Consider the following 21,496-nt stretch of genomic DNA (forward strand, 5'->3'; position numbering starts at 1 on the left):
TGGTGTAAAGTGGTGCGCATTGAAAAAGGATGATGTTAATCACCCGCTAAGAAGTGAGAGAATGAATGAGTTATTTTGGTACTGATGGTATTCGTGGGAAATTCGGTGTATTTCCAATCACACCTGAGTTTGCACTCAAATTAGGGTTTGCTGCGGGTAAAGTACTTAAGTGTAGAACAAAAAGAAATAAACCGATTGTGGTGATGGGCAAAGATCCTCGTTTATCAGGTTATATTTTAGAAGCGGCTTTACAATCGGGTTTAAACGCAGCTGGTGTTTATGTGCATTTATTGGGTCCATTACCTACGCCTGCCATTGCTCATTTAACTCGTGCTTTGCATGCCAGTTTAGGGATTGTCATCTCAGCTTCACATAACCCTTATCATGATAATGGCATTAAGTTTTTTTCTTCAGAAGGAAAAAAATTACCAGACGAGTTTCAAGATGAGATTAATGCTGAACTCGAGAAAGATATTGTCATTGATGATATTGCGAGTCTAGGAAAAAGTGTGCGTGTTGATGATGCTCCAGGTCGTTATATTGAATTTTGTAAATCAACGTTCCCATACCATTATGATTTAAACAATTTAAAGATTGTCGTCGACTGTGCCAATGGAGCAGCATATAACGTGGGTCCTGCGGTATTCCGTGAGCTCGGTGCCAAAGTGATTGCGATTCATAATGAACCGAATGGTTTGAATATTAACCAAGGCTGTGGCTCAACTCATCCTGAGAGTTTGCAAGCTGCTGTTGTTGAGCATCAAGCAGATTTGGGTATTGCATTTGATGGCGATGCAGATCGTGTCATTCTAGTGGATCAGAATGGAAAGCTGATTGATGGCGATCATATTCTATATATCTTGGCGACACAAAGTGCCAATAAACCAGCCGGTATTGTCGGTACGCTCATGAGCAATATGGCACTTGAATTAGCACTTGAAAAAGCAGAAGTTCCACTGCTACGTGCCAAAGTTGGTGACCGTTATGTATTGCAAGGTTTAGAGGAAAACGGTTGGGTTATTGGTGGTGAACCTTCAGGTCACATTTTAACTCTAGACAAGAGCACCACAGGTGATGCGATTATTGCAGCCCTACAAGTCTTAACTGTCATGGTTGAACAGAAGAAAGCATTGCACGAGTTGGTTGCTGACTTTAAATTACTGCCAAACGTGCTTGTAAATGTCCGTTTAGATGCAATGTTTGATCCATACTCAGTACCTGCATTGGCTGCAGAATTTGCCAAAGCCGAAGCGCAACTTAAAGGTCGTGGTCGATTACTGATTCGTAAGTCAGGGACTGAACCTGTAATTCGTGTGATGGTTGAAGGTGATAATCTTCAAGAAGTGACTGCACTGGCACATGCTTTGGCAGATGCTGTACGTGCTAATGCAGCAGCTTAATCGGGGATTGACTCATGAGTGATTTGATTAAAGATCTCAGTGAACTGCGCCTAAATTATCAAAAAGGCGAATTACATGAGGATCAAGTGAATGCTGATCCACATGAACAGTTTCTATTGTGGTTTAACCATGCGTTAGAAGCTCAGCTTCACGAACCGTATGCCATGTCATTGGCTACGGCAAATGCCGATGGTCGACCGCACGTACGTACCGTATTACTTCGAGGTGCGGATGAAAATGGTTATGCGTTCTATACTAATTATGACAGCCAAAAAGGACTCGACTTAGTAGCCAATCCTTATGCGCAAATTCTGTTTTATTGGGCAGAACAAGAACGCCAAATTCGCATTTCAGGTCGAGTGGTAAAAATTTCGGAACAAGAATCCGCTGATTATTACCATAAGCGTCCGCGTGATAGTCAAATTGCAGCGCATATTAGTACCCCACAAAGTGGTGTGATTGCGAGCCGTGACGAGCTACAGCAACGCTTTAATGATTTGCATGAGCGTGTGGCAGATCAACAAACTTTAGATAAGCCTGGCTTCTGGGGTGGTTACCGTATAGAGCCAGATTATTATGAGTTCTGGCAAGGTCGCCCAAACCGTTTGCACGACCGTTTGTGTTATGAAAAAATCGACGGTGCGTGGAAATTACAACGATTGATGCCATAAATGCCAAAATTTGAAATCAAGCAACGTCCATTTTTAACACGCCCTGAAAATTTTCAGGGCGTGCCTTCATTTATTGCCGAAATTTTGGCACGTCGTGGCGTTGAATCTGAACAAGAATTAGAACTGAAATTAAAACATTTATTGGCGCCAACCATGAAAGGTTTGGATGCTGCAATTCAGTTGATTGACCAAGCCATCAATCAACACAAAAAAATTGTGATTGTCGGTGACTACGATGCTGACGGTGCAACCAGTACAGCACTGATGATGCTTGCATTGCGTGACATGGGGGCAGATGTTGATTACTTAGTCCCTGATCGCTTTAAGTATGGCTATGGTTTGACACCTGCTATAGCAGATCTTGCGTTTGCCAACTTTACGCCTGATTTGTTGATTACGGTCGACAATGGTATTTCAAGTCATGATGGAGTTAAGCAAGCTCAAGATCATGGGATGCAAGTAATTATTACCGATCACCATCTCACAACCAAGCCAACGCCTATGGCTGAGGCAGTGGTGAATCCGAATCAACTCGGTTGTGAGTTTCCAAGTAAAGCTTTGGCAGGAGTAGGAGTTGCCTTTTATGTGTTGGCGAACCTATCCAGTCATCGTAAAAAAATGGGCAAGTCTTTTGCACAAATGATCAGCTATTTGGATTTGGTTGCGCTTGGGACCTATGCCGATGTTGCCAGTTTGGACTATAACAACCGAATCTTAATCGACAGTGGTCTAAAGCGGATTCAACAAGGATTATGTCGCCCTGGGATTTCAGCCTTATTAGATATTGCCAAACGTGATCCTGCAGGACTGAAAGCGCAAGACTTAGGTTTTGTGATTGGACCGCGAATTAATGCGGCAGGGCGTATGGAAACCATGGACATTGGCATCGAATGTCTCTTGGCATCCGACTTGGCTACAGCATATCCTTTAGCGGAACAGCTGAATCAACTCAATGTGGAACGTCGTCAGGTAGAAGGTAAAATTAAACAAGAAGCATTGACTGCATTAGATCAAATTCAGCTAGATAAGGATGCAATACCTGCAGCGTTAATTATGTTTGAGCCACATTGGCATCAAGGTGTGATTGGAATTGTGGCAGGACGCTTAAAAGAGCAGTTCCATCGTCCGAGTATCGTTTTTGCCCGTGATGAAGATGGCATTCATATCAAAGGTTCAGCGCGTTCAATTGAGGGAATTCATATTCGGGATGCGATTGAGCGTGTGGCTGAGCAATATCCACATATTGTCAGTCACTTTGGTGGGCATGCTGCAGCTGCAGGTCTAACCATTAAAAAAGAACATTTTGCTGAGTTTAAGCAGGTATTTGAGCAGTTGATTGCCAGTCAAGATGAAAGTCTGTTTACTGCAACCTTATGGACGGATGGGGAGTTGCCAGCTTCAGCTTTCCAAATTGAAACGGTGGACGTATTACAAAATTTAAGTCCTTGGGGGCAAAAGTTTCCTGCGCCTGTATTCGAGGGAGTATTTAAAATTTTGGATTATCGCTGGCTGAAGGATGTGCACTTGAAACTGCGTGTAGCTTTAGAAAATGGTCAAGTGGTAGAGGCAATCGCCTTTAACGCAGCAGATAAATATCAGTTTGATCCGATGCTCAATGAAATTCGCTTGGTCTATGAGCTGGATAAAAATACCTTTAATGGTAATACCAGTTTACAAATGCGCATTGTACATATGCATCAATAAAAAAACCGCTCATCAGAGCGGTTTTTAGCACTCAAAGATCAGAAGCGGTATGCACCACGTATAGCAAAGGTATTACCGTTATCTGCAAAACCAATTCGACCTTCGACACTTACTTGCTGATTGAAGAATTTTTTAGCATTTACACCAAATTCATCAAAAGATCCGCCGTTGAAATCTTGATTGAAATAGTCGACACCCACGCTGAGTGTTTTATCAATGTAATAATCGCCTCTTAAAGAGAACTCGTCTAAATCACCAAATGCAGCACCAGCCTCTAAATTCACATCGTTTGCGCCAATTTGAGTGACATATTTTGCTCGAATAGTAGGGTCAATGCCATCATCATAATCATGATCCCAACCACGTAAACCAGCTGCGACCAATAAAGATGGTGCTAAGAAATAACCAGCTTCAACTTTATAGAAAGTTATATCAAAGTCGGGAGTATTCGGAGCTTTTTCAGTTTCCTGAGAAATATTGGCATTTAGATAGAAATCAGTGTTTGGAACAAAATATTCAACTCCAACACCATAATTCCAATATTCGTTTACATCAAAGTCGTCATAAGACACTTGTGCATTCACGTTGCTTGAACGATTTAAAAATGCAGCTTCGTTCAATGGAGAGTTCTTGATTTGAACAGGATTAAAATAATATGTGCCATCAAGCGCAAAACCTGCAGAATTGCTACCATTATCAGGATCGATCAATTTGGCTGTAGCCCCAACTTCAGCTTGATACGCATGTGCAGTTCCTAAGCTTGCAATAAGTGCAGTCGCAAGTGTAATTTTTTTAAACATATATTGACTCTCTTTGTTATAGAAATATGACTGTTTTGTGACAGCTGATTTCTATTGTAAGAACAAAAGGGGATGAGTCAATGCACAAAAAATGACATTCCATCGGGATTTTGCACAAAAAAAGCCCATCATTAAGATGGGCTTTTAAGAAACACTAAATTTTAATTAAGATATTAGAAGCGATATTTAGCAGCTAAACCGAACTTGTTATAATCATTATTTGCAAGTTCACCGAAACCTACACGACCTTCTAAGCTTACTTGAGGTGTGAAGAATTTACGTGCGCTTACACCAAACTCGTTTGTATCTGCAGGACCAGTATCTTTACTATAGTAATCCACACCAACACTTAAAGTTTTATCGATGAAGTAATCAGCAGCTAGATTATATTCATCAAGGTCACCAAATGCAGCGCCAGCTTCTAAGTTGATATCTTTACCGTTAGACAATGTAGTTACATATTTAGCACGTAATGTTGGGTCAACACCATCATCATAGTCGTTATCGTAACCCTTAAGACCTGCTGCAATTAATAAGCCAGGTGCAGGCAAATAACCTACTTCAGCACCATAAACTGTCTCATCAAAATCAGGTCCAATATCAAATTTACGATCATCACGACCAACATTACCGCTTACATAAAAATCAGAATTAGGTACGAAGTATTCAACACCTACGCCGTATTGATGTCTTTCATCATCACCAACTTCGCTGTATTGGTATTTCGCATTTACATTACTTGCACGATCAAGGAATGCAGCTTCAGCTAGTGGAGCATTACGTGTTTGAACTGGTTGGAAATAATAAGTACCATCAACACCAAATGAACCACTTGTACTACCATTATCAGGATCGATAAGACCTGCAGAAGCACCTACTTCAGCTTGATATGCATTTGCAGTTCCAGTTACAGCTAAAGCAGAAAGAAGCGCAGACGCGATTGCTAATTTTTTCATGGATACTTCCCCTCAATAGAGTTAGTTGTTAATACATTTTTTGTTACAAGTTCAGTGTAGGGGAAAATCATGAAGGATCAATCAAGCAAAAGTAACAGTAATGTATCTTGTGTAATTTTTATGTAAAAATAAAACTTTAAATTATTGATTTTAAAAAATAAAAAATCATGTTAATTCATGTGAAAGATAAGGTGTTTTAGTCATTTTATGTTGCTTTTCAATATGAATTGTATGCAATTTGAACGAAAGTAGCAGTTTTGGCACTGCTACTTCCCCATGTTGAATGGAATTAGAATCGATATGTTCCGTTTATATTAAACTTATCTTCATCATCACTGAATCTTAAAATACTCCCAAGAGAGAGGTTATTATTGATAAAGTATTTGCCACGTAATTGGTATTCGTCTTTATGAATTTTACTAGTGCTATTCGTATCTCGCGTATAAGCACTACCTAGGCTTAAGCGTTGAGTTAAATAATAATCCCCACCAAATGTAATCGAATCAATATCATGTCCAAAGCTACCATCCAATTCTAAATTGAGATATTGACCATTTTGGTCTAATGGGGTGACATATTTGGCTTTTAAAGCAAAAGCATTTTCATCAAAGCCTTCACCTTTATAAGCATTAATACCTGCTGCTATCAGTAAATTTTGAATAGGAGTATAACCAACGAGAGCTCTATAGGTGGTTAGATCGAAACGCTGCTTAGCATGAGATGAACCGTTTAGTGAGCTTGAGCGTGACTCCACTTTATAATGTTGACGACCGACCTCACCTGTGAAGTACAGTTGATCAATATAATATTCTCCCCCTATTGAATAGCCGTGCAGCTCTTGTTTGCTTTGCGCAACTGTTTTATTTATATACAATTTATCGTCTTTAATATGCTGAAAACTATATTTCGCTGAAACGCGATTATGGTGGCCAAGAAATGCAGCCTCATTAAGTGGTTTATTTTCAGTATCAACTGCTTTGAAGTAATAAGTACCTTCTGTTTCAAATACACCGTGATAATCAACCTTGAGACTATCATGGTCAAAATAGGTATATCCAGCATCAATTTGAGCTTGGTAGGCCATGGCTGAAGTTGTCAAAGGGAGGATGGCCAAAGCCAAATAGGTTTTGTTCATTTTCATAAGTCTCTGCTTATTGTTGTAAAAATAAAGTAAGTATTTTTTAATAATTAAATGTATTGTTAATAATAACTAAACAATGGTCAAGAGAATATTGAATAAAAAAGCAAACTCTCAAGTTTTACTTGGCTGTGTTAAAATATTGGCAATTTTGATATAGACATATTTAGGATCTACACCGTGGAAATTAATCCTTATCTTCTCCAGCTAAAAGACTTGAGCGAACGTGGTCAAACACTACGGGGGTATCTTTGACTACGATCTAAAGAAAGAGCGTTTAGAGGAGGTTCTCCGCGAACTTGAAGATCCAGCAATTTGGAATGATCAAAATCGTGCCCAAGCGATGGCGAAAGAAAAAGGTGAGCTCGAAAACGTTTTAAATGTTTTAGATGGTTTAGCAACACAACTTGATGATGCACAAGCGATGCTTGATCTTGCTGTAGAAGCGGATGAAGAAGAAATGCTTGCAGATGTTCAAGCAGAACTTGATTCAGCTGAGGCTGAACTGGCTAAACTTGAATTCAGACGTATGTTTAGTAATCCAATGGATCCAAATCCTTGCTATGTCGAAATTCAAGCGGGGTCAGGTGGTACTGAAGCTCAAGATTGGGCATCTATGCTATTACGTATGTACTTACGTTGGATTGAGCGTCATGGCTTTAAAGCTGAGTTAATGGAAGAATCTGACGGTGATGTGGCTGGGATTAAATCGGCAACAATTCGTGTAGAAGGCGAATATGCTTATGGTTGGTTACGTACTGAATCAGGTGTACATCGCTTAGTTCGTAAATCACCTTTTGACTCAGGCAACCGTCGTCACACTTCATTCTCAGCGGTTTTTGTGTCTCCAGAAATTGATGACAACATTGAAATTGAGATCAATCCAGCAGATGTCCGTACGGATACATACCGCGCTTCAGGTGCAGGTGGTCAGCACATTAACAAAACAGATTCTGCCGTGCGTTTAACCCATGCACCAACTGGAATTGTGGTGGCTTGTCAGAACCAGCGTTCACAACACGCTAACCGTGATCATGCTTGGAAACAGCTTCGTGCTAAATTGTACGAATTGGAAATGAATAAGCGTAATGAAGCAGCTCAAGCTCTAGAAGATTCTAAATCGGATATTGGGTGGGGGAGCCAAATTCGATCTTATGTGTTGGATGATTCACGTATTAAGGACTTACGTACTGGCGTTGAAAATTCAAATACGGGTGCCGTGTTAGATGGTGATCTTGATAAATTTATTGAAGCTAGTTTGAAACAAGGGCTTTAATATTTTTTTAAAAAAAGGCAGGGCAAAAGCCCTGCCTTTTTCGTTCTAGCACGAAGCTTGCTAGATTAAATCAGTTCAATGTTAGAATCAGAATTATTCGGCACAGTCATTCATAAACTCGATTTGTTAAATATCGTAATAATTCGATATTAATATCTATATAAATCGATATAATGAGTTCAGCACAGTGCAGATCATTAACTTGAGTGAAATGAGATGGATACTGAAGCAATTTTCAAAGCCTTATCGAACCCGATACGCCGCCAAATTTTACAATGTTTAAAAGATCCAGAGCGCTTTATTCCACAAGATGAGTGCGTGCAAGATTTTAGTCGTGGCGTATGTGCAGGACAGATTGAAAAAATTGCAGATGTATCTCAGTCAACCATGTCTAATCATTTATCTGTTTTACAACAAGCAGGTTTGGTTCATGTTACTAAGCATGGTCAATGGTCTTATTTTTCTCGTAATGAAGCACTGATAAAAAGTTTTGCAGAACACCTTCAACAATCACTCTAACGATAATGAGTGAAGAGGATAGATGAATGACTGATTTTAGTAGCCCAGTAGTCTTTGGTGAATTAAAGCTCAAAAATCGCGTGGTTATGGCACCTTTAACGCGTAGTCGTGCGACAGATGATCGTGTACCAACAGAAATGATGGCTGAGTATTATGCGCAACGTGCAAGTAGTGGATTAATTATCTCAGAAGCGACCGTAATTTCTGAGGAGGCGAATGGCTATTTAAATACGCCAGGATTATTCACTGATGCTCAAGTGGAAGGGTGGAAGAAAGTAACCCAAGCTGTTCATGACAAAGATGGCTTAATTGTCGCTCAGCTTTGGCATGTTGGACGTGTGTCACATCCAGATTTACTGAAGGGTGATATACCCGTTTCGGCGAGTGCTGTTCAACAAGCCGGACATGTCAGTTTGTTGCGTCCGAAACGTCCTTATGTCTTGCCACGTCCATTAGAAATTTCTGAAATTCACGCGATTACAGCGCAATATAAACAAGCAGCAATTCGTGCTAAAGAGGCAGGATTTGATGGTGTGGAATTGCATGCGGCGAATGGTTATTTAATTGATCAATTCTTGCAATCGAAAACCAATCAGCGTGAAGATGAATATGGCGGCTCGGTGGAAAATCGTGCGCGTTTCTTGTTAGAAGTCGTGGATGAGCTAATTGAAGTTTGGGGTGCTGGTCGAGTAGGTGTACATTTAGCTCCTCGTGGTGATGAACACGATATGGGTGATGATGATCCACGTGAAACTTTCGGTTATGTGTTAGAACAACTCGGTCAAAGACACATTGCATTTTTCTTTACACGTGAATATTTGGCAGAAGACAGTATTAGTCAAGAATTAAAAGCGCGTGGACAAGGTATTCCTTTTATTGCCAATATGCGTTTAAGTCGAGAGGATGCTTTACAACTTCTCACTTCAGGTCAAGCTGATGCAGTGTCTTTTGGTAAAGATTATATCGCCAATCCTGATTTATATGAGCGTTTGGTACACAATGCTCCTTTGAATGAATTAAAGTTAGAAAATATGATCGGGACGAATGTGGCTGAAGGCTATATCGATTATCCTTTTTTACAAGGAAATTGAAATTTAAGATAAGTATTTGAACCGAAAAAATTCGCAGGGTATGATCTCAACTTCGTGGTCATGCCCTATTTTTTTAAGAAAGCTCGAGGTCTTACGTTTTGACAACTCCATTTTGGTATAACGCAGCATTGGCTTTACTAAAGCCAATTTATAAATGGCGTATAAAAAAGCGAGCAGACAATATTGAGCAATTTCATCAAGAGTGCTTAGAGCGCTTCGGTCCGTTTCAATCTCCAAAAAATCTTAATGCGATATGGTTTCATGTGGTTTCAGTTGGAGAAACCAATGCTGCACAACCTCTGATAGAACATTATTTAAAGCTTGGGTATGCTGTGTTGGTTACGAATACCACCAAAACAGGTCAGGCACGAGCTAAATCCTTATTTGCAAAAGCACCATATGTAGATCTTTTTCAAGCAGTATATTTACCTGCAGATCAAAAAAAATTAGTCAGTGCTTTTTTTAAAAAATATCAACCTAAAATGTTGGTTTTGGTTGAAACGGAACTATGGCCCAATTTAATTGATCAGGCGAAAATTAATAAAATACCCACTTTTTTGGTGAACGCACGTTTATCTGAAAAGTCAGCGAAAGGATACGCCAAAGTACCAAGTATTACTCAGCCTATGCTCAGCGGTCTGACTCAACTTTTGGCTCAAGATGAAGCTTCACTGAATCGATTTAGGGCTTTAGGTGCTGCTACAACGCATAGTCAAACAGTGGGCAGTATTAAGTTTGATATTCATGCGCCCGAAGAAATGTTATTGAAAGCGCAACAAATTCATCAAGATTGGGATTTGCAAGCACGCCAAATTATTACGATTGCAAGCACACATCATCCTGAAGAGAAAAATCTGTTATCCAAGTTTAAAGACTACTTAAATGATCATCCTGCCGTCTTGCTGATTATTGTACCCCGTCATCCAGAACGTTTTGATGAAGTTGCACAAGCCATTCAAAGTCATGAGTTAAAAATGCATCGACGTAATTTAGGTGAAATCATTGAGGCTGATACACAAGTTTATCTTGCTGATAGTATGGGTGAAATGTGGATTTGGTATGCATTGAGCCAAGCAAGTTTTGTGGGTGGATCATTAAATGAACCTGGCGGTGGGCATAATATCTTAGAGCCAATATCACTCAATGTCCCGACTGTGATTGGACCGAACTACTTTAACTTTCAAACCATTGTCGATGAATTTGTGGAAGAAAAAGGGATTCTAATCGGTCAAACTACGGAAGAGGTGGTGAATCATCTTATTCAGTGCTTATCTCAGGATGAAACGATTTTAGCAGTACAAAATCAGGCTCAAAAGATCATGCAACGGAATACAGGGTCATTGCAAAAACATATTCATGTCCTGAATCAATACCTTTAGTTTTTAAGTATATGAATATTGTATTGCTTGATCCTGCATCAGCACAGGATGACCTCTGGACGATTCAATCTGCACGCCAAATTGAGCATCTGAAGCATCAACTTGATATTAAAATTGGAGATACTTTAAAGGTTGGTATTAGAGGTGCTGGTCGATATACAGCTGAGGTCATAGAAATTTCTGAAAGGAAAATCTTAATTCAGCCACTTTATGAAGAGCCTGTACCGAAGAAATTACCTGTAACGTTAATCGTTGCTATGCCTAGACCGAAAGTATTGAGACGATTGATTCAAGATGCTGTAACTCTAGGCGTAGAAAAAATCATTTTGCTGCACAGCTATCGGGTCGATAAAAGCTATTGGCAAACACCATTTTTACAGCAAATTAATCACTATGTTCAACTGGGCTTAGAACAAGCGGGTGATACATTTCCACCTGAAATCGAAATATATAAACGCTTTAAACCTTTTGTGGAAGATGTTCTTCCTCAAATGATTTCCGTTGAACGACCAGCTTATGTAGCACATCCTTATGCAACCCACAGTATGCCTCATGCGATTGAGCACCCGTGTACGATATTGATTGGGCCTGAAGGTGGTTATATTCCTTATGAGATTGATTTACTCATAAAAAACGGCTGCCAAGCTGTCAGCTTAGGCAACCGAATTATTCGTACTGAGACGGTGATCCCTTATGTGTTAGGTCGTCTGTTTAGCACGTGGTGATTCATCTTCTTGTGAAGAATCTCCGCGATAGACTTTAACCTCTTGAACTGGATATGGAATCGAGATTTCATGTTCAGCAAAAGCTTGAATGACTTTTTCTTGAACTAAACTAATAGATGTAGATGTCGCAGTTTCACCCGTATTCACCCACCAACGTACAGTGAGGTTGATTGAGAAATCAGCTAAGGCAGAGACATTCACGCTAAATGCAGGTTGACTGAGGATTTGTTGATCGCGGTCTAAAATGCTCAAAATAATATCTTTCGCTTTTTGAACATCATCTTCGTAACCAATACCGACCACGAATTCACAACGACGACGTGGATATGCCGTATTAACAGTAACTGCATTGGTATAAACCGTTGCGTTGGGAATGACGATACGGCGACCATCAGGTGAACGTAAGTAGGTTGCACGAATTTGAATATCTTCAACGGTCCCCTCTAAACCATTCACAATGATATCGTCGCCAATTTTGAAGGGTTCACCGAGTAGAATTAAGATACCAGAGAGCAGGTTTTGAAAAATATCTTTAAATGCAAAACCAATTGCGACAGATCCGATCCCCAGTGCACTCATCAGCTGTCCAGGTGTAAACCCTGGAATTGCAATAACCATCGCAATTAAGAAGCCAAAGAAAATAATAAAAGAGCTACCGACGCGGTTGAGGACGAGCACTAAATTTTGTTTGGTATATGAACGCTCTGAAAGTGCTTTTCTGACAAATAATTTGAACAGCTTAGACAACAACCAAAATAAGGTAAATACAATCAAAGCAATACAGATATAAGGGATTCGTTCCCAAAAGCCATCCATGATTTTATCAATGGTGGTATATGCATCATTGTATTTCGCAGTATGTGCAATGACGGTTTGAGCCGTTTTCTCACTTGCATCTTGTAGAAGTTGAGTCGTACCTTGAGCCACCTGACTCAAAGAATTTTGTTGTTCAGCCACGAGTGTTCCAAATGTATTGAATGTTTACATTTTGCCTGAAAATACAGTGAATAAAAATCACGTTCGCAGGTTTTATCGTCATTTTTATTCATTGATTAAACTGAAAATAACAAAAAAAATTGTATGTTTTTATAAACATTCAGCACCTTGTCCAACAAAAAAATCGAAATGGTATTTATTGATAAAAAAATGGAGTTTTTTGACAACGACAGATTTTACTTGCTTAGGAATGATGATCAGCAATGATTCGGATCATTGATTGTTAGATATTTTAGGTTGTTCAATTGGCAAGAAGATACGGATAACTTTTGAAATAAATGAATGCTCAGTCTACGACCAAAGCATGATTGTTTGAAATTTTAAAGTATAGTCATACTCAAGATATAAGACAAAAAATGATCAGTATGATCAAGACAACTCTCGAGATGAGAAACATAAATCAAGGATGCGAATTATGAATGAAATATATCCAGTACCCGAAGTTTTTAAAAAAACTGCACGAACCAATGAAGAGCAATATTTCGAGCGGTATAAAGCATCTATTGAAAACCCCGAAGCATTTTGGACCGAAGCAGCCAAGAAACTAGACTGGATTAAGCCTTTTACACAAGTCAAAAATACCAACTTTGATAAAGAGAATTACAAAGTTGAATGGTTTGCAGATGGCCAATTAAATGTCAGTGAAAACTGTCTCGATCGACATTTAAAAGAACACCCACATAAACCTGCGATTATTTGGGAAGGTGATCATCCATCACGCCATAAAATTATTTCATTTGAAGAATTACACGATGAAGTTTGTCGTTTTGCCAATGTTCTCAAGAAGCATGGCGTGACCAAAGGCGACCGTGTTGTTCTGTATATGCCAATGGTCCCTGAAGCAGCCATTGCGATGTTGGCATGTACGCGTATTGGTGCGGTACATTGCGTGGTGTTTGGAGGTTTTTCACCAGATTCTTTAGCAAGTCGTATTGATGATAGCCAAGCAAAAGTCATCATTACAGCAGACTCGGGCATGCGGGGTGGTAAGCCAATTCCACTGAAAGAAAACGTTGATGCAGCGATGGAGCTTGAAGGGACGAGCTCTGTACAAAATGTCATTGTGGTACATCGTACTGGTAACCCAATCACGATGCATGAAGGTCGTGACCTGTGGTATCACATGGAAATCATGACAGTCACAGATATCTGTCCACCTGAACCGATGAATTCAGAAGATCCGCTGTTTATTTTATATACTTCAGGCTCAACGGGTAAACCTAAAGGTGTGCTACATACTACAGGCGGTTATCTGACTTACGCGAACTTTACCTTTAGGGAAGTATTTGATTTAAAGCAAGACGATATTTTCTGGTGTACCGCTGACGTCGGTTGGATTACTGGTCACTCTTATGTGTTGTATGGTCCACTTTCAAATGGGACGACAACATTGATGTTTGAGGGTGTTCCACAATACCCAACTTGGGCACGCACTGGACATATTGTAGATAAGCACAACGTCACAATTTTATATACGGCACCAACGGCGATCCGAGCGATGATGCGTGAAGGTGATGCATTTATCCGTGAAAGTGACCGTAGTAGTTTACGCTTGTTGGGCTCCGTCGGTGAGCCAATTAATCCTGAAGCTTGGAACTGGTACTACACCGTAGTTGGTGAAAGTCGTTGTCCAATTGTAGATACATGGTGGCAAACTGAAACAGGTGGCTTTATGATTTCGCCTTTACCGGGCGCAACTGCACTTAAACCTGGTTCTGCAACACGTCCATTCTTTGGTGTACAACCTGCTTTGGTTGATGCTGATGGTAAAGAGCTAGAAGGAGAGGCTGAAGGTAATTTGGTGATCAAAGATTCTTGGCCAGGACAAATGCGTACCATTTGGGGTGATCCAGATCGTTTTATCGAGGCATATTTCTCAACTTATCCAGGGAATTATTTCACGGGAGATGGTGCACGCCGTGATAAAGATGGTTATTACTGGATTACGGGGCGAGTGGATGATGTTCTGAACGTTTCGGGACACCGCTTGGGGACTGCAGAAATTGAAAGTGCATTGGTTGCACATGAACATGTTGCAGAAGCAGCCGTTGTGGGTATGCCACATGACGTCAAAGGTCAAGGGATTGCAGCCTATGTAACTTTACAGGCAGATACGCCAGAGTCAGAAGAGCTCAGGAAAGAGCTAGTAGGTTGGGTAAGAAAAGTTTTAGGACCTGTGGCTACACCAGATGCAATTTATTGGGCGCCAGCATTACCCAAAACACGTTCAGGCAAGATTATGCGCCGAATTTTGAGAAAAATTGCCGCTAATGAGCTAGATAGTTTGGGCGATACCTCAACTTTGGCAGATCCACAGGTCGTGGATCAATTAATTGCTGAAGTGAAATCACAGCAGTAATCCCGATTAAACAGACGAAGTCATGTTTTAAATACCGTTAGTTCAACTAGCGGTATTTTTAGTTCAGTGATAAGAAAAGCAGGCATTGTGATAAGTCAAATCATGTTGATCTGCTAAGCTTATCAGCAGATGCGATACGGAATATAAAAATGAATTCTCCCCTAAATTTTAACCCTGAAACGCCACTTGAGACTGCGCAAATACTTGCATCTGAGTTTGCGAAGACCGCAGCAGAACGTGACAAACAGGGTGGAAATCCAAAGGCTCAGCGAGATCTAATTCGACAAAGTGGTTTGTTGTCTTTATCTATTCCAAAAGAATTTGGTGGGCAAGGTGCAACTTGGAGCACGATTTTTAAAACCATTCAAACCATTGCTCAAGTCGATAGTTCGCTTGCGCATGTATATGGCTTTCATCATTTGCTTATAGCGACGGTACAACTTTTTGCACAGCCAGCTCAATATGGAGATTGGTTTAGACAAACCGCCAAACACAACTTATTTTGGGGAAATACGTTAAATCCATTAGATCGTAGAACAACCGCGAAACAAGTTTCTGACGAAGAATTTATCTTCCATGGTGATAAAAGTTTTTGTTCTGGATCAATTGATTCAGATATCTTGCTCTGTTCGGGATTTAATGAAGATGGAAAGTTACTGATTGGCGTGATTCCAACAGCACGAGAGGGCGTGAGCTTTCTTGGAGATTGGAATAATATGGGGCAACGTCAAACGGATAGTGGTACCAGTCATTTTGAACAGGTCAAAATTCGCAAGGATGAATTACTCCTCAATCCCGGTCCTTTAAGTACACCTTATTCAAGTTTGAGACCGCTAATTGCTCAACTGATTTTCGTGCATTTATTTTTAGGTGTTGCTGAGGGAGCGTTCAATGTTGCGAAAGAGACAGTTCAAACACAAAAAGCTTGGTCGAAATCACTGGTTGAACAAGCGGTGAATGATCCATTTACCCAAAAGCATTTCGCCGAATTTTATGTGCAACTTGAAGGTGTGCGCTTGCTCGCGGAAAAAGCGATCAATACATTACAAAAGGCGTGGGATGAAGGGGAAACATTAACTGCGGAGCAACGTGGTGAAGCCTCAATTACAATCGCCACCGCCAAAATCGCAGCGACTCATACTTCACTTTATGTGACACAAAATATTTTTCAAGTGATGGGTGCACGCGCGACTACTGCAAAACTGAATTTAGATCGATTCTGGCGTAATGTACGAACCCAAACCCTGCATGATCCAATTGATTATAAATATCAGGAAGTCGGAGAGTGGGCATTAACTGGAAAAATTCCAGATCCAAGTTTCTACTCTTAGATCCAATTGATTATGAAAAAAGCCTCTATCGTAGAGGCTTTTATTTATTTTTGATGAATATTTTCTAAAGTATCGACAAGCGTACGTGTCATCTGATCAATTTCGTAATTGACTTGATCGCCGACTTGAACATATTTCCATGTGGTTAGGCGTAAAGTTTCTGGAATAAGATCGATTGAGATTTGATTGTTTGCACGATCAACTCGATTGACTGTCAAACTGCAGCCATTTAAACCGATAAAGCCCTTTAAGAAGAAATATTTGATATTGCCATTTGGAATTTCAAGGTCGATATGAAACGTTTCACCATTTTTGGTTAAATGCTTTACGGTTGCAGTGCCTTCAATATGACCATATAAATTATGCCCACCATTCTCAGCACCTACTTTAGCGGAGCGTTCAATGTTGACCTCATCACCGACGTTGAGTTGACCTAAAGTGGTTAATTCAAGTGTTAGATTTGAAACATCAAAATGCACTTGACCAGCGATCAGATCAATTTGTGTAGCGGTTAAGCAAACACCATTAATCGCAACACTGGCGCCGATAAATACATCATGAAAAAGATTGAGCGCATTAGAAATAACAAAAGTCCGATATCCCTCTTTATGCTGTATATCTAATACTTTTTCTAACCCTTGCACGATACCTGTATACATAATAAACCTTTGCCTAAAAATAAATCTTAATTGCTTTTAATCCTACCTGAGATCGTAGAGATGATCATCTTACGCAGATCAATTGGTTCTAGGTAAAAAGAAGGTCAATAAACCCAGTAGTGGTAAGTATGAGCTAAAGTGAAATACCCAACGAATACCTTGATGATCTGCTACATAGCCCAAAGCTGCTGCCGCGATACCGCTGATGCCAAACATCAAACCAAACATCAAACCAGAGACCATGCCGACACGACCTGGCATCGCTTCTTGTGCATATACAACCATTGCTGAAAATGCGGAAGACATAATCAATCCAGCAAGAATCGCAAAGATACACGTCCACATCAAATTCACATGTGGCATGAGTAATGCAAAGGGTGCCATGCCAATAAAGGAAATCCAAATGACAGCTTTACGACCTATTTTGTCACCGATAGGGCCGCCAGCAAAAGTACCGATTGCTACTGCGGCTAAAAAAGCAAATAAATAAAGCTGAGCTTGTTGAATACTGACCTGAAACTTTTCGATCAAATAGAAGGTATAGTAATTTCCAATACTTGCAATGTACGTGAATTTTGCAAACATTAACGCACAGATAATCACAATTCCCTGTACAAGTTTAGAACCTTTCAACGGTGTTGATTGCTTGGCTTTTACTGCTGAAGCAGCTTGAACACCATATTGAATGGTCCATCGACTTATTCTGTAAAGCAGATAAATAGCGAAAATGGCAAATATCATGAGCCAAGCAACTGAGGCTTGGCCGTTCGGTACAATGATTGCTGCGGCCAACAGTGGCCCAACGGCAGAGCCGCTATTACCACCCACTTGAAAAGCGGATTGAGCAGTTCCGAAGCGACCACCTGATGCTGTTCTCGCTACTCGTGAGGCTTCTGGGTGAAAGGCAGATGAGCCCACACCGATGAGTGCTGCTGAAATCAGTAAGATTGGAAAAGTCCATGCAAATGCCAGCAAAACGATACCTAGCAGTGTAACGCACATACCCAAAGGGAGGAGGTAGGGCTTAGGATGCTTATCAGTGTAGAGTCCAACCCAAGGTTGCAGAATAGATGCAGTCATTTGATAGACCAAAGAAATAATCCCGATTTGGGTAAAGCTCAAGTCAAAATTGAGTTTCAGCATGGGATAAATGGCTGGTAAGCAAGACTGGATAAGATCATGTAATCCATGCGCTAATGCAATAGCGAAAATAATATGAACCGCCATTTTATTCGCTGAAGCACCAGAGGAATTGTTTGAATGTTCTATTGATTGAATTGAACCCATAAGGCTGTGCTGTCTTCATTTTTGAGGTGATTATAACCGTGCAACAGCGGAACAATGTACGATTTATTCAATTTTCGATGTACTGTTGCTGATCAGATTATATGAACTATCCAATAAAAAGCCCCCAAGCCGAGCCTTGGGGGTTAAGTTGCTACTGCATGACGCTATTATTATAGTTATCAGGGTCAAAACAAGACTGAACAAAGCGCTGATTTCATTCAGATCGTTGTTAATTAATCGAAGACCAATTAAGCTGATTTAGCGGTGATGTGTTGTTGCTGTTCAGCTTCGAGTTTTCGAACTAAAGGCAGTACTTTTTCACCAAAATATTCAACTTCCTCTATAAAATGTAAGAAGCCAGATAAGATCAGATCCACACCAACTGATTTTAATTCAACGATACGTTCAGCAATTTGTTGCGGTGTACCGATGAGATTTGTTCTGAACCCGTCGTTGTATTGGACAAGATCTTCAAATGTTGATTTTGCCCAGTTACCTTCACCTTCTTGAGTTGCGGCACCTGCTTCACGAGTTGCATCACCAAAAGCATTGACTGCTTCTACATTTGCATTGTCAATGATTTCTTGAAGTACAGCTTTTGCTTCCTCTTCAGTATCGCGAGCAATGATAAAGGCATTCACCCCAATTTTGACTTGATGTTGATTCAGCTTGGCTTTTTCACGGATGTCATCAATCTGCTTTTTAATTTCAGCAGGCGTATTTCCATTGGTGAAATACCAATCAGAAACACGAGATGCCATATCACGTGCGGCACGCGAGCTACCCCCTTGGAAAATTTCAATATGTGGGCTTTGAACAGGTTTTGGCTTCAAGGTGTAGTCTTTAAATTGATAATATTTTCCATCAAAACTAAAGTTATCCTGCGTCCAAATGCCTTTTAAGCTACGAATAAACTCCTCTGAACGTGCATATCGTTGATCGTGTTCAGGCCATTCTTCACCGATGGCATCAAATTCACCACGGAACCATCCGCTCACAACATTAATAGCGATACGACCATTGGTTAAATGATCAATTGTCGCGAGCTGTTTAGCCGCCAGCGCGGGTTTCCAAGGGCCTGGTAAAATTGCTGCGATTACACGTAATTTTTCAGTTTTTGCCAATAAGCCATGACTAAAGCTTACAGATTCATGCTGATTCTCCGCACCGTATCCTGCCGTGAATCGAATCTGTGTCAAAGCATATTCAAATCCACTTTTTTCAGCAGCTTGCGCGAGTCGAACATTGTAGTCGTAGCTCCAGTCTGTTCGTTGTTCAACATTACTGACGACAAGACCACCACTGACATTTGGAACCCAATAGGCAAATTTAATCGCTTGTTTTTGTGCATTAGACATGGCTTATACCCTCATTGATTCAATTATATTTATGCCACTTCAATTTTTGGGGCAGCATTATTCTTGTGATGCAAGCGTGACTCTGCTGCATCTAAACTTGGTACTGCTGCTGAAGGTAATACTTCTTCTTGTTCAATTTGTTTGTTAATGCCCAAGTTCTGATTGGCTTGTTGGGTTTTATCTTTCACAACCTCAGCACGTTTACCTTTGGCTGGTGCCCACTCTAAAATTGGTAAAGCACGAGCAATGGCTAAGGTAATGCGCGCACGTAATAGTTCACTGTGAATGGTGTATTCAGGCGTAAAATCACGATCAGTTGCATAAACGCCAATTGGCAAAGTCTGTGCTTGGAAGAAGCTAAATAAAGGACGCAATTGATGCTCAAGTACCAAGGCATGGCGATCACTGCCCCCTGATGCAGCAAGTAATACAGGAACATCTACCAGCGCAGTTTGTTCTACAAAGTCAAAGAAATGTTTAAATAAACCTGTGAAAGATGCGCGATATACGGGCGTTCCCACAATCAATGCATCCGCGGCTTCAACAGCAGCAAGATCATCTTGAACACGTTGCGGCAGCTGATTGCGATAAATGGCACCACCTAATAAATGACCGATTTCGCTAAATTTAATAAAATGCACATTAATAGGTGTTGCTTCACCTAACTCATCCAAAATCGCTTGAACAAGCGCTTCAGTTTTTGAAGGATTATTTAGACCGCCAGAGACAGCAACGATATTTAATGGTTTTTGTTGAGCAGTAGACATAGTACAAACCTAAAAATTTAAAATTAATCTCGGATGTACTATTTATGTGGATTAATGCTTATTCTGTAAAATAAGCAAAATAATAATAAATATCATTTTTGCGTATATAGCGGGAATTTAATCTTCTTGAGATATAAATTAGTGATAAATAACTGAATAAACTTATATTTATGATTATGAATAAGCTATTTCAGTATTTGAATAAATTTTATATTTAAAAGTGATGTGCTTATCGAATTTTCAAAATTACATAAAAAAATCGCGTTTGTAAGATTTAGCCCGACATTTTCTGCAAAAATTCGTTAATATTTATATATCCTTAACAGCTATAGCACAGTTAGTATATTGATTGTGTTTGAGATCTCTCGCCTCGCTTATGAATATTTTAATCGTTGATGATCATCCACTGTTTCGTCATGCTTTAATTCAAGCAGTTCGTTACAGCTTACCGCAAGCCCAAATCCATGAAACAGCTGCTGTTAATGAATTTTATGAACGTTTAGAAAAAGGTCCTGAACCAGATTTAGTACTTTTAGATTTGAATCTTCCAGGTGCATCAGGCTTCTCAGCGTTGGTGCATGTGCGTGCACAGTATCCATCGTTACCAATTATTGTCGTATCGGCGCATGAAGAAGTTTCAATTATTCAACGCTCGATTGCACATGGTGCAATGGGCTATATTCCAAAATCAGCGCATCCAAGTCACATTGGTGAAGCGATTCGTCAGGTATTAGAAGGGGATATGTGGTTACCGCCAAATCTGCCTGCGAATTTAAACTTTGATCCACGTGCTGCAGATGAAACAGCTTTAGCAGAACGTATTCAATCTCTAACACCACAACAATTCCGAGTGTTAATGATGGTTGCGGAAGGTTTGTTGAATAAACAGATCGCATACGAACTTGATGTTTCTGAAGCAACGATTAAAGCGCATGTGACCGCGATTTTCCGTAAATTAGGCGTTCAAAATCGTACTCAGGCTGTATTAGCGATTAATGCATTAAACATCGAAGAAAAACGTGTTTAATTGATTCTTAGATTTGAAAAAAAGACCTAATCAAAGGTCTTTTTTTCGATGTG

General features: G+C 40.1%; 19 protein-coding genes. 11 read left to right on the top strand and 8 right to left on the bottom strand.

Annotation, left to right across the window (positions count from 1 at the left end; all coding sequences use genetic code 11):
- Positions 1-65: 65 nt before the first annotated feature.
- The 3 genes from glmM to recJ are packed head-to-tail and all read left to right on the top strand — an operon-like array spanning position 66 to position 3,775.
- Complete coding sequence (glmM, locus tag AC1M9K_RS06300) at positions 66-1,400, top strand: phosphoglucosamine mutase (protein WP_481588804.1); 1,335 nt, start codon at positions 66-68, stop codon at positions 1,398-1,400.
- 14 nt (positions 1,401-1,414) lie between these two features.
- Complete coding sequence (gene pdxH, locus AC1M9K_RS06305; RefSeq protein ID WP_092766509.1) at positions 1,415-2,071, top strand: pyridoxamine 5'-phosphate oxidase; 657 nt, start codon at positions 1,415-1,417, stop codon at positions 2,069-2,071.
- Positions 2,072-3,775, top strand: coding sequence for a single-stranded-DNA-specific exonuclease RecJ (gene recJ / locus AC1M9K_RS06310; RefSeq protein WP_481588805.1), 1,704 nt, complete (start codon positions 2,072-2,074; stop codon positions 3,773-3,775). It abuts the gene before it with no gap.
- Positions 3,776-3,813: 38 nt separating this feature from the next.
- On the opposite strand, the gene AC1M9K_RS06315 is transcribed toward recJ, so the two are convergent.
- The 3 genes from AC1M9K_RS06315 to AC1M9K_RS06325 form a co-directional block, all read right to left on the bottom strand.
- Positions 3,814-4,575: a putative porin gene (locus AC1M9K_RS06315; RefSeq protein ID WP_481588806.1), complete on the bottom strand. Its 762-nt coding sequence runs from the start codon at positions 4,573-4,575 to the stop codon at positions 3,814-3,816.
- 173 nt (positions 4,576-4,748) lie between these two features.
- On the bottom strand, positions 4,749-5,531 hold the full coding sequence (locus tag AC1M9K_RS06320; protein WP_035265806.1) for a putative porin: 783 nt from the start codon (positions 5,529-5,531) through the stop codon (positions 4,749-4,751).
- 289 nt (positions 5,532-5,820) lie between these two features.
- A complete protein-coding gene (locus AC1M9K_RS06325) occupies positions 5,821-6,672 on the bottom strand; it encodes a putative porin (protein WP_481588807.1) in 852 nt (283 codons plus the stop codon).
- A 177-nt stretch (positions 6,673-6,849) separates the two neighbouring features.
- Here AC1M9K_RS06325 and prfB point away from each other — a divergent pair.
- The 5 genes from prfB to AC1M9K_RS06350 all read left to right on the top strand — a co-directional run bounded on the left by prfB (position 6,850) and on the right by AC1M9K_RS06350 (position 11,659).
- A protein-coding gene (gene prfB, locus AC1M9K_RS06330; protein ID WP_143047395.1) for a peptide chain release factor 2 occupies positions 6,850-7,945 on the top strand; the annotation gives its coding sequence in 2 pieces (ribosomal slippage) (positions 6,850-6,921 and positions 6,923-7,945; 1,095 coding nt in all).
- A gap of 216 nt (positions 7,946-8,161) precedes the next feature.
- Positions 8,162-8,464: an ArsR/SmtB family transcription factor gene (locus AC1M9K_RS06335; protein WP_035265803.1), complete on the top strand. Its 303-nt coding sequence runs from the start codon at positions 8,162-8,164 to the stop codon at positions 8,462-8,464.
- A 26-nt stretch (positions 8,465-8,490) separates the two neighbouring features.
- Positions 8,491-9,555 carry an alkene reductase gene (locus tag AC1M9K_RS06340; protein WP_481588808.1) on the top strand — a complete coding sequence of 355 codons (1,065 nt, stop codon included), beginning with the start codon at positions 8,491-8,493 and terminating at the stop codon, positions 9,553-9,555.
- Between the two features lie 98 nt (positions 9,556-9,653).
- Positions 9,654-10,934 (top strand): 3-deoxy-D-manno-octulosonic acid transferase, encoded by a 1,281-nt coding sequence (locus AC1M9K_RS06345; RefSeq protein ID WP_481588809.1) that lies wholly within the window; start codon positions 9,654-9,656, stop codon positions 10,932-10,934.
- A gap of 11 nt (positions 10,935-10,945) precedes the next feature.
- Entirely contained in the window at positions 10,946-11,659 is a 714-nt protein-coding gene (locus AC1M9K_RS06350; protein WP_481588810.1) for a 16S rRNA (uracil(1498)-N(3))-methyltransferase, read from the top strand.
- Here the strand turns inward: AC1M9K_RS06350 and AC1M9K_RS06355 are convergent.
- Positions 11,633-12,616, bottom strand: coding sequence for a mechanosensitive ion channel family protein (locus AC1M9K_RS06355; RefSeq protein ID WP_481586863.1), 984 nt, complete (start codon positions 12,614-12,616; stop codon positions 11,633-11,635). The genes AC1M9K_RS06350 and AC1M9K_RS06355 overlap by 27 nt on opposite strands.
- 454 nt (positions 12,617-13,070) lie before the next feature.
- Here AC1M9K_RS06355 and acs point away from each other — a divergent pair, with 454 nt between their 5' ends.
- Together acs and AC1M9K_RS06365 are read left to right on the top strand one after the other, a co-directional pair.
- Positions 13,071-15,014: an acetate--CoA ligase gene (acs, locus tag AC1M9K_RS06360; protein WP_092766504.1), complete on the top strand. Its 1,944-nt coding sequence runs from the start codon at positions 13,071-13,073 to the stop codon at positions 15,012-15,014.
- 149 nt (positions 15,015-15,163) lie between these two features.
- Positions 15,164-16,345, top strand: a complete 1,182-nt coding sequence (locus tag AC1M9K_RS06365) for an acyl-CoA dehydrogenase family protein (RefSeq protein ID WP_481588811.1) — start codon at positions 15,164-15,166, stop codon at positions 16,343-16,345.
- Between the two features lie 44 nt (positions 16,346-16,389).
- Here AC1M9K_RS06365 and AC1M9K_RS06370 read toward each other — a convergent pair whose 3' ends face one another.
- The 4 genes from AC1M9K_RS06370 to msuE form a co-directional block, all read right to left on the bottom strand.
- Positions 16,390-17,004 carry a riboflavin synthase subunit alpha gene (locus tag AC1M9K_RS06370; RefSeq protein WP_092766502.1) on the bottom strand — a complete coding sequence of 205 codons (615 nt, stop codon included), beginning with the start codon at positions 17,002-17,004 and terminating at the stop codon, positions 16,390-16,392.
- A gap of 78 nt (positions 17,005-17,082) precedes the next feature.
- Entirely contained in the window at positions 17,083-18,231 is a 1,149-nt protein-coding gene (locus AC1M9K_RS06375) for an MFS transporter (RefSeq protein ID WP_322840068.1), read from the bottom strand.
- Between the two features lie 308 nt (positions 18,232-18,539).
- The gene (sfnG, locus tag AC1M9K_RS06380) at positions 18,540-19,649 is read right to left on the bottom strand and encodes a dimethylsulfone monooxygenase SfnG (protein ID WP_092766500.1); all 1,110 of its coding nucleotides are present in this window, start codon (positions 19,647-19,649) and stop codon (positions 18,540-18,542) included.
- A gap of 29 nt (positions 19,650-19,678) precedes the next feature.
- The gene (gene msuE, locus AC1M9K_RS06385; protein WP_035265789.1) at positions 19,679-20,416 is read right to left on the bottom strand and encodes an FMN reductase; all 738 of its coding nucleotides are present in this window, start codon (positions 20,414-20,416) and stop codon (positions 19,679-19,681) included.
- A 376-nt stretch (positions 20,417-20,792) separates the two neighbouring features.
- On the opposite strand from msuE, the gene AC1M9K_RS06390 reads away from it, so the two are divergent.
- Complete coding sequence (locus AC1M9K_RS06390; RefSeq protein WP_035265788.1) at positions 20,793-21,443, top strand: response regulator; 651 nt, start codon at positions 20,793-20,795, stop codon at positions 21,441-21,443.
- Positions 21,444-21,496: the final 53 nt, after the last annotated feature.

The organism is Acinetobacter sp. 24-47-67, assembly GCF_056779735.1.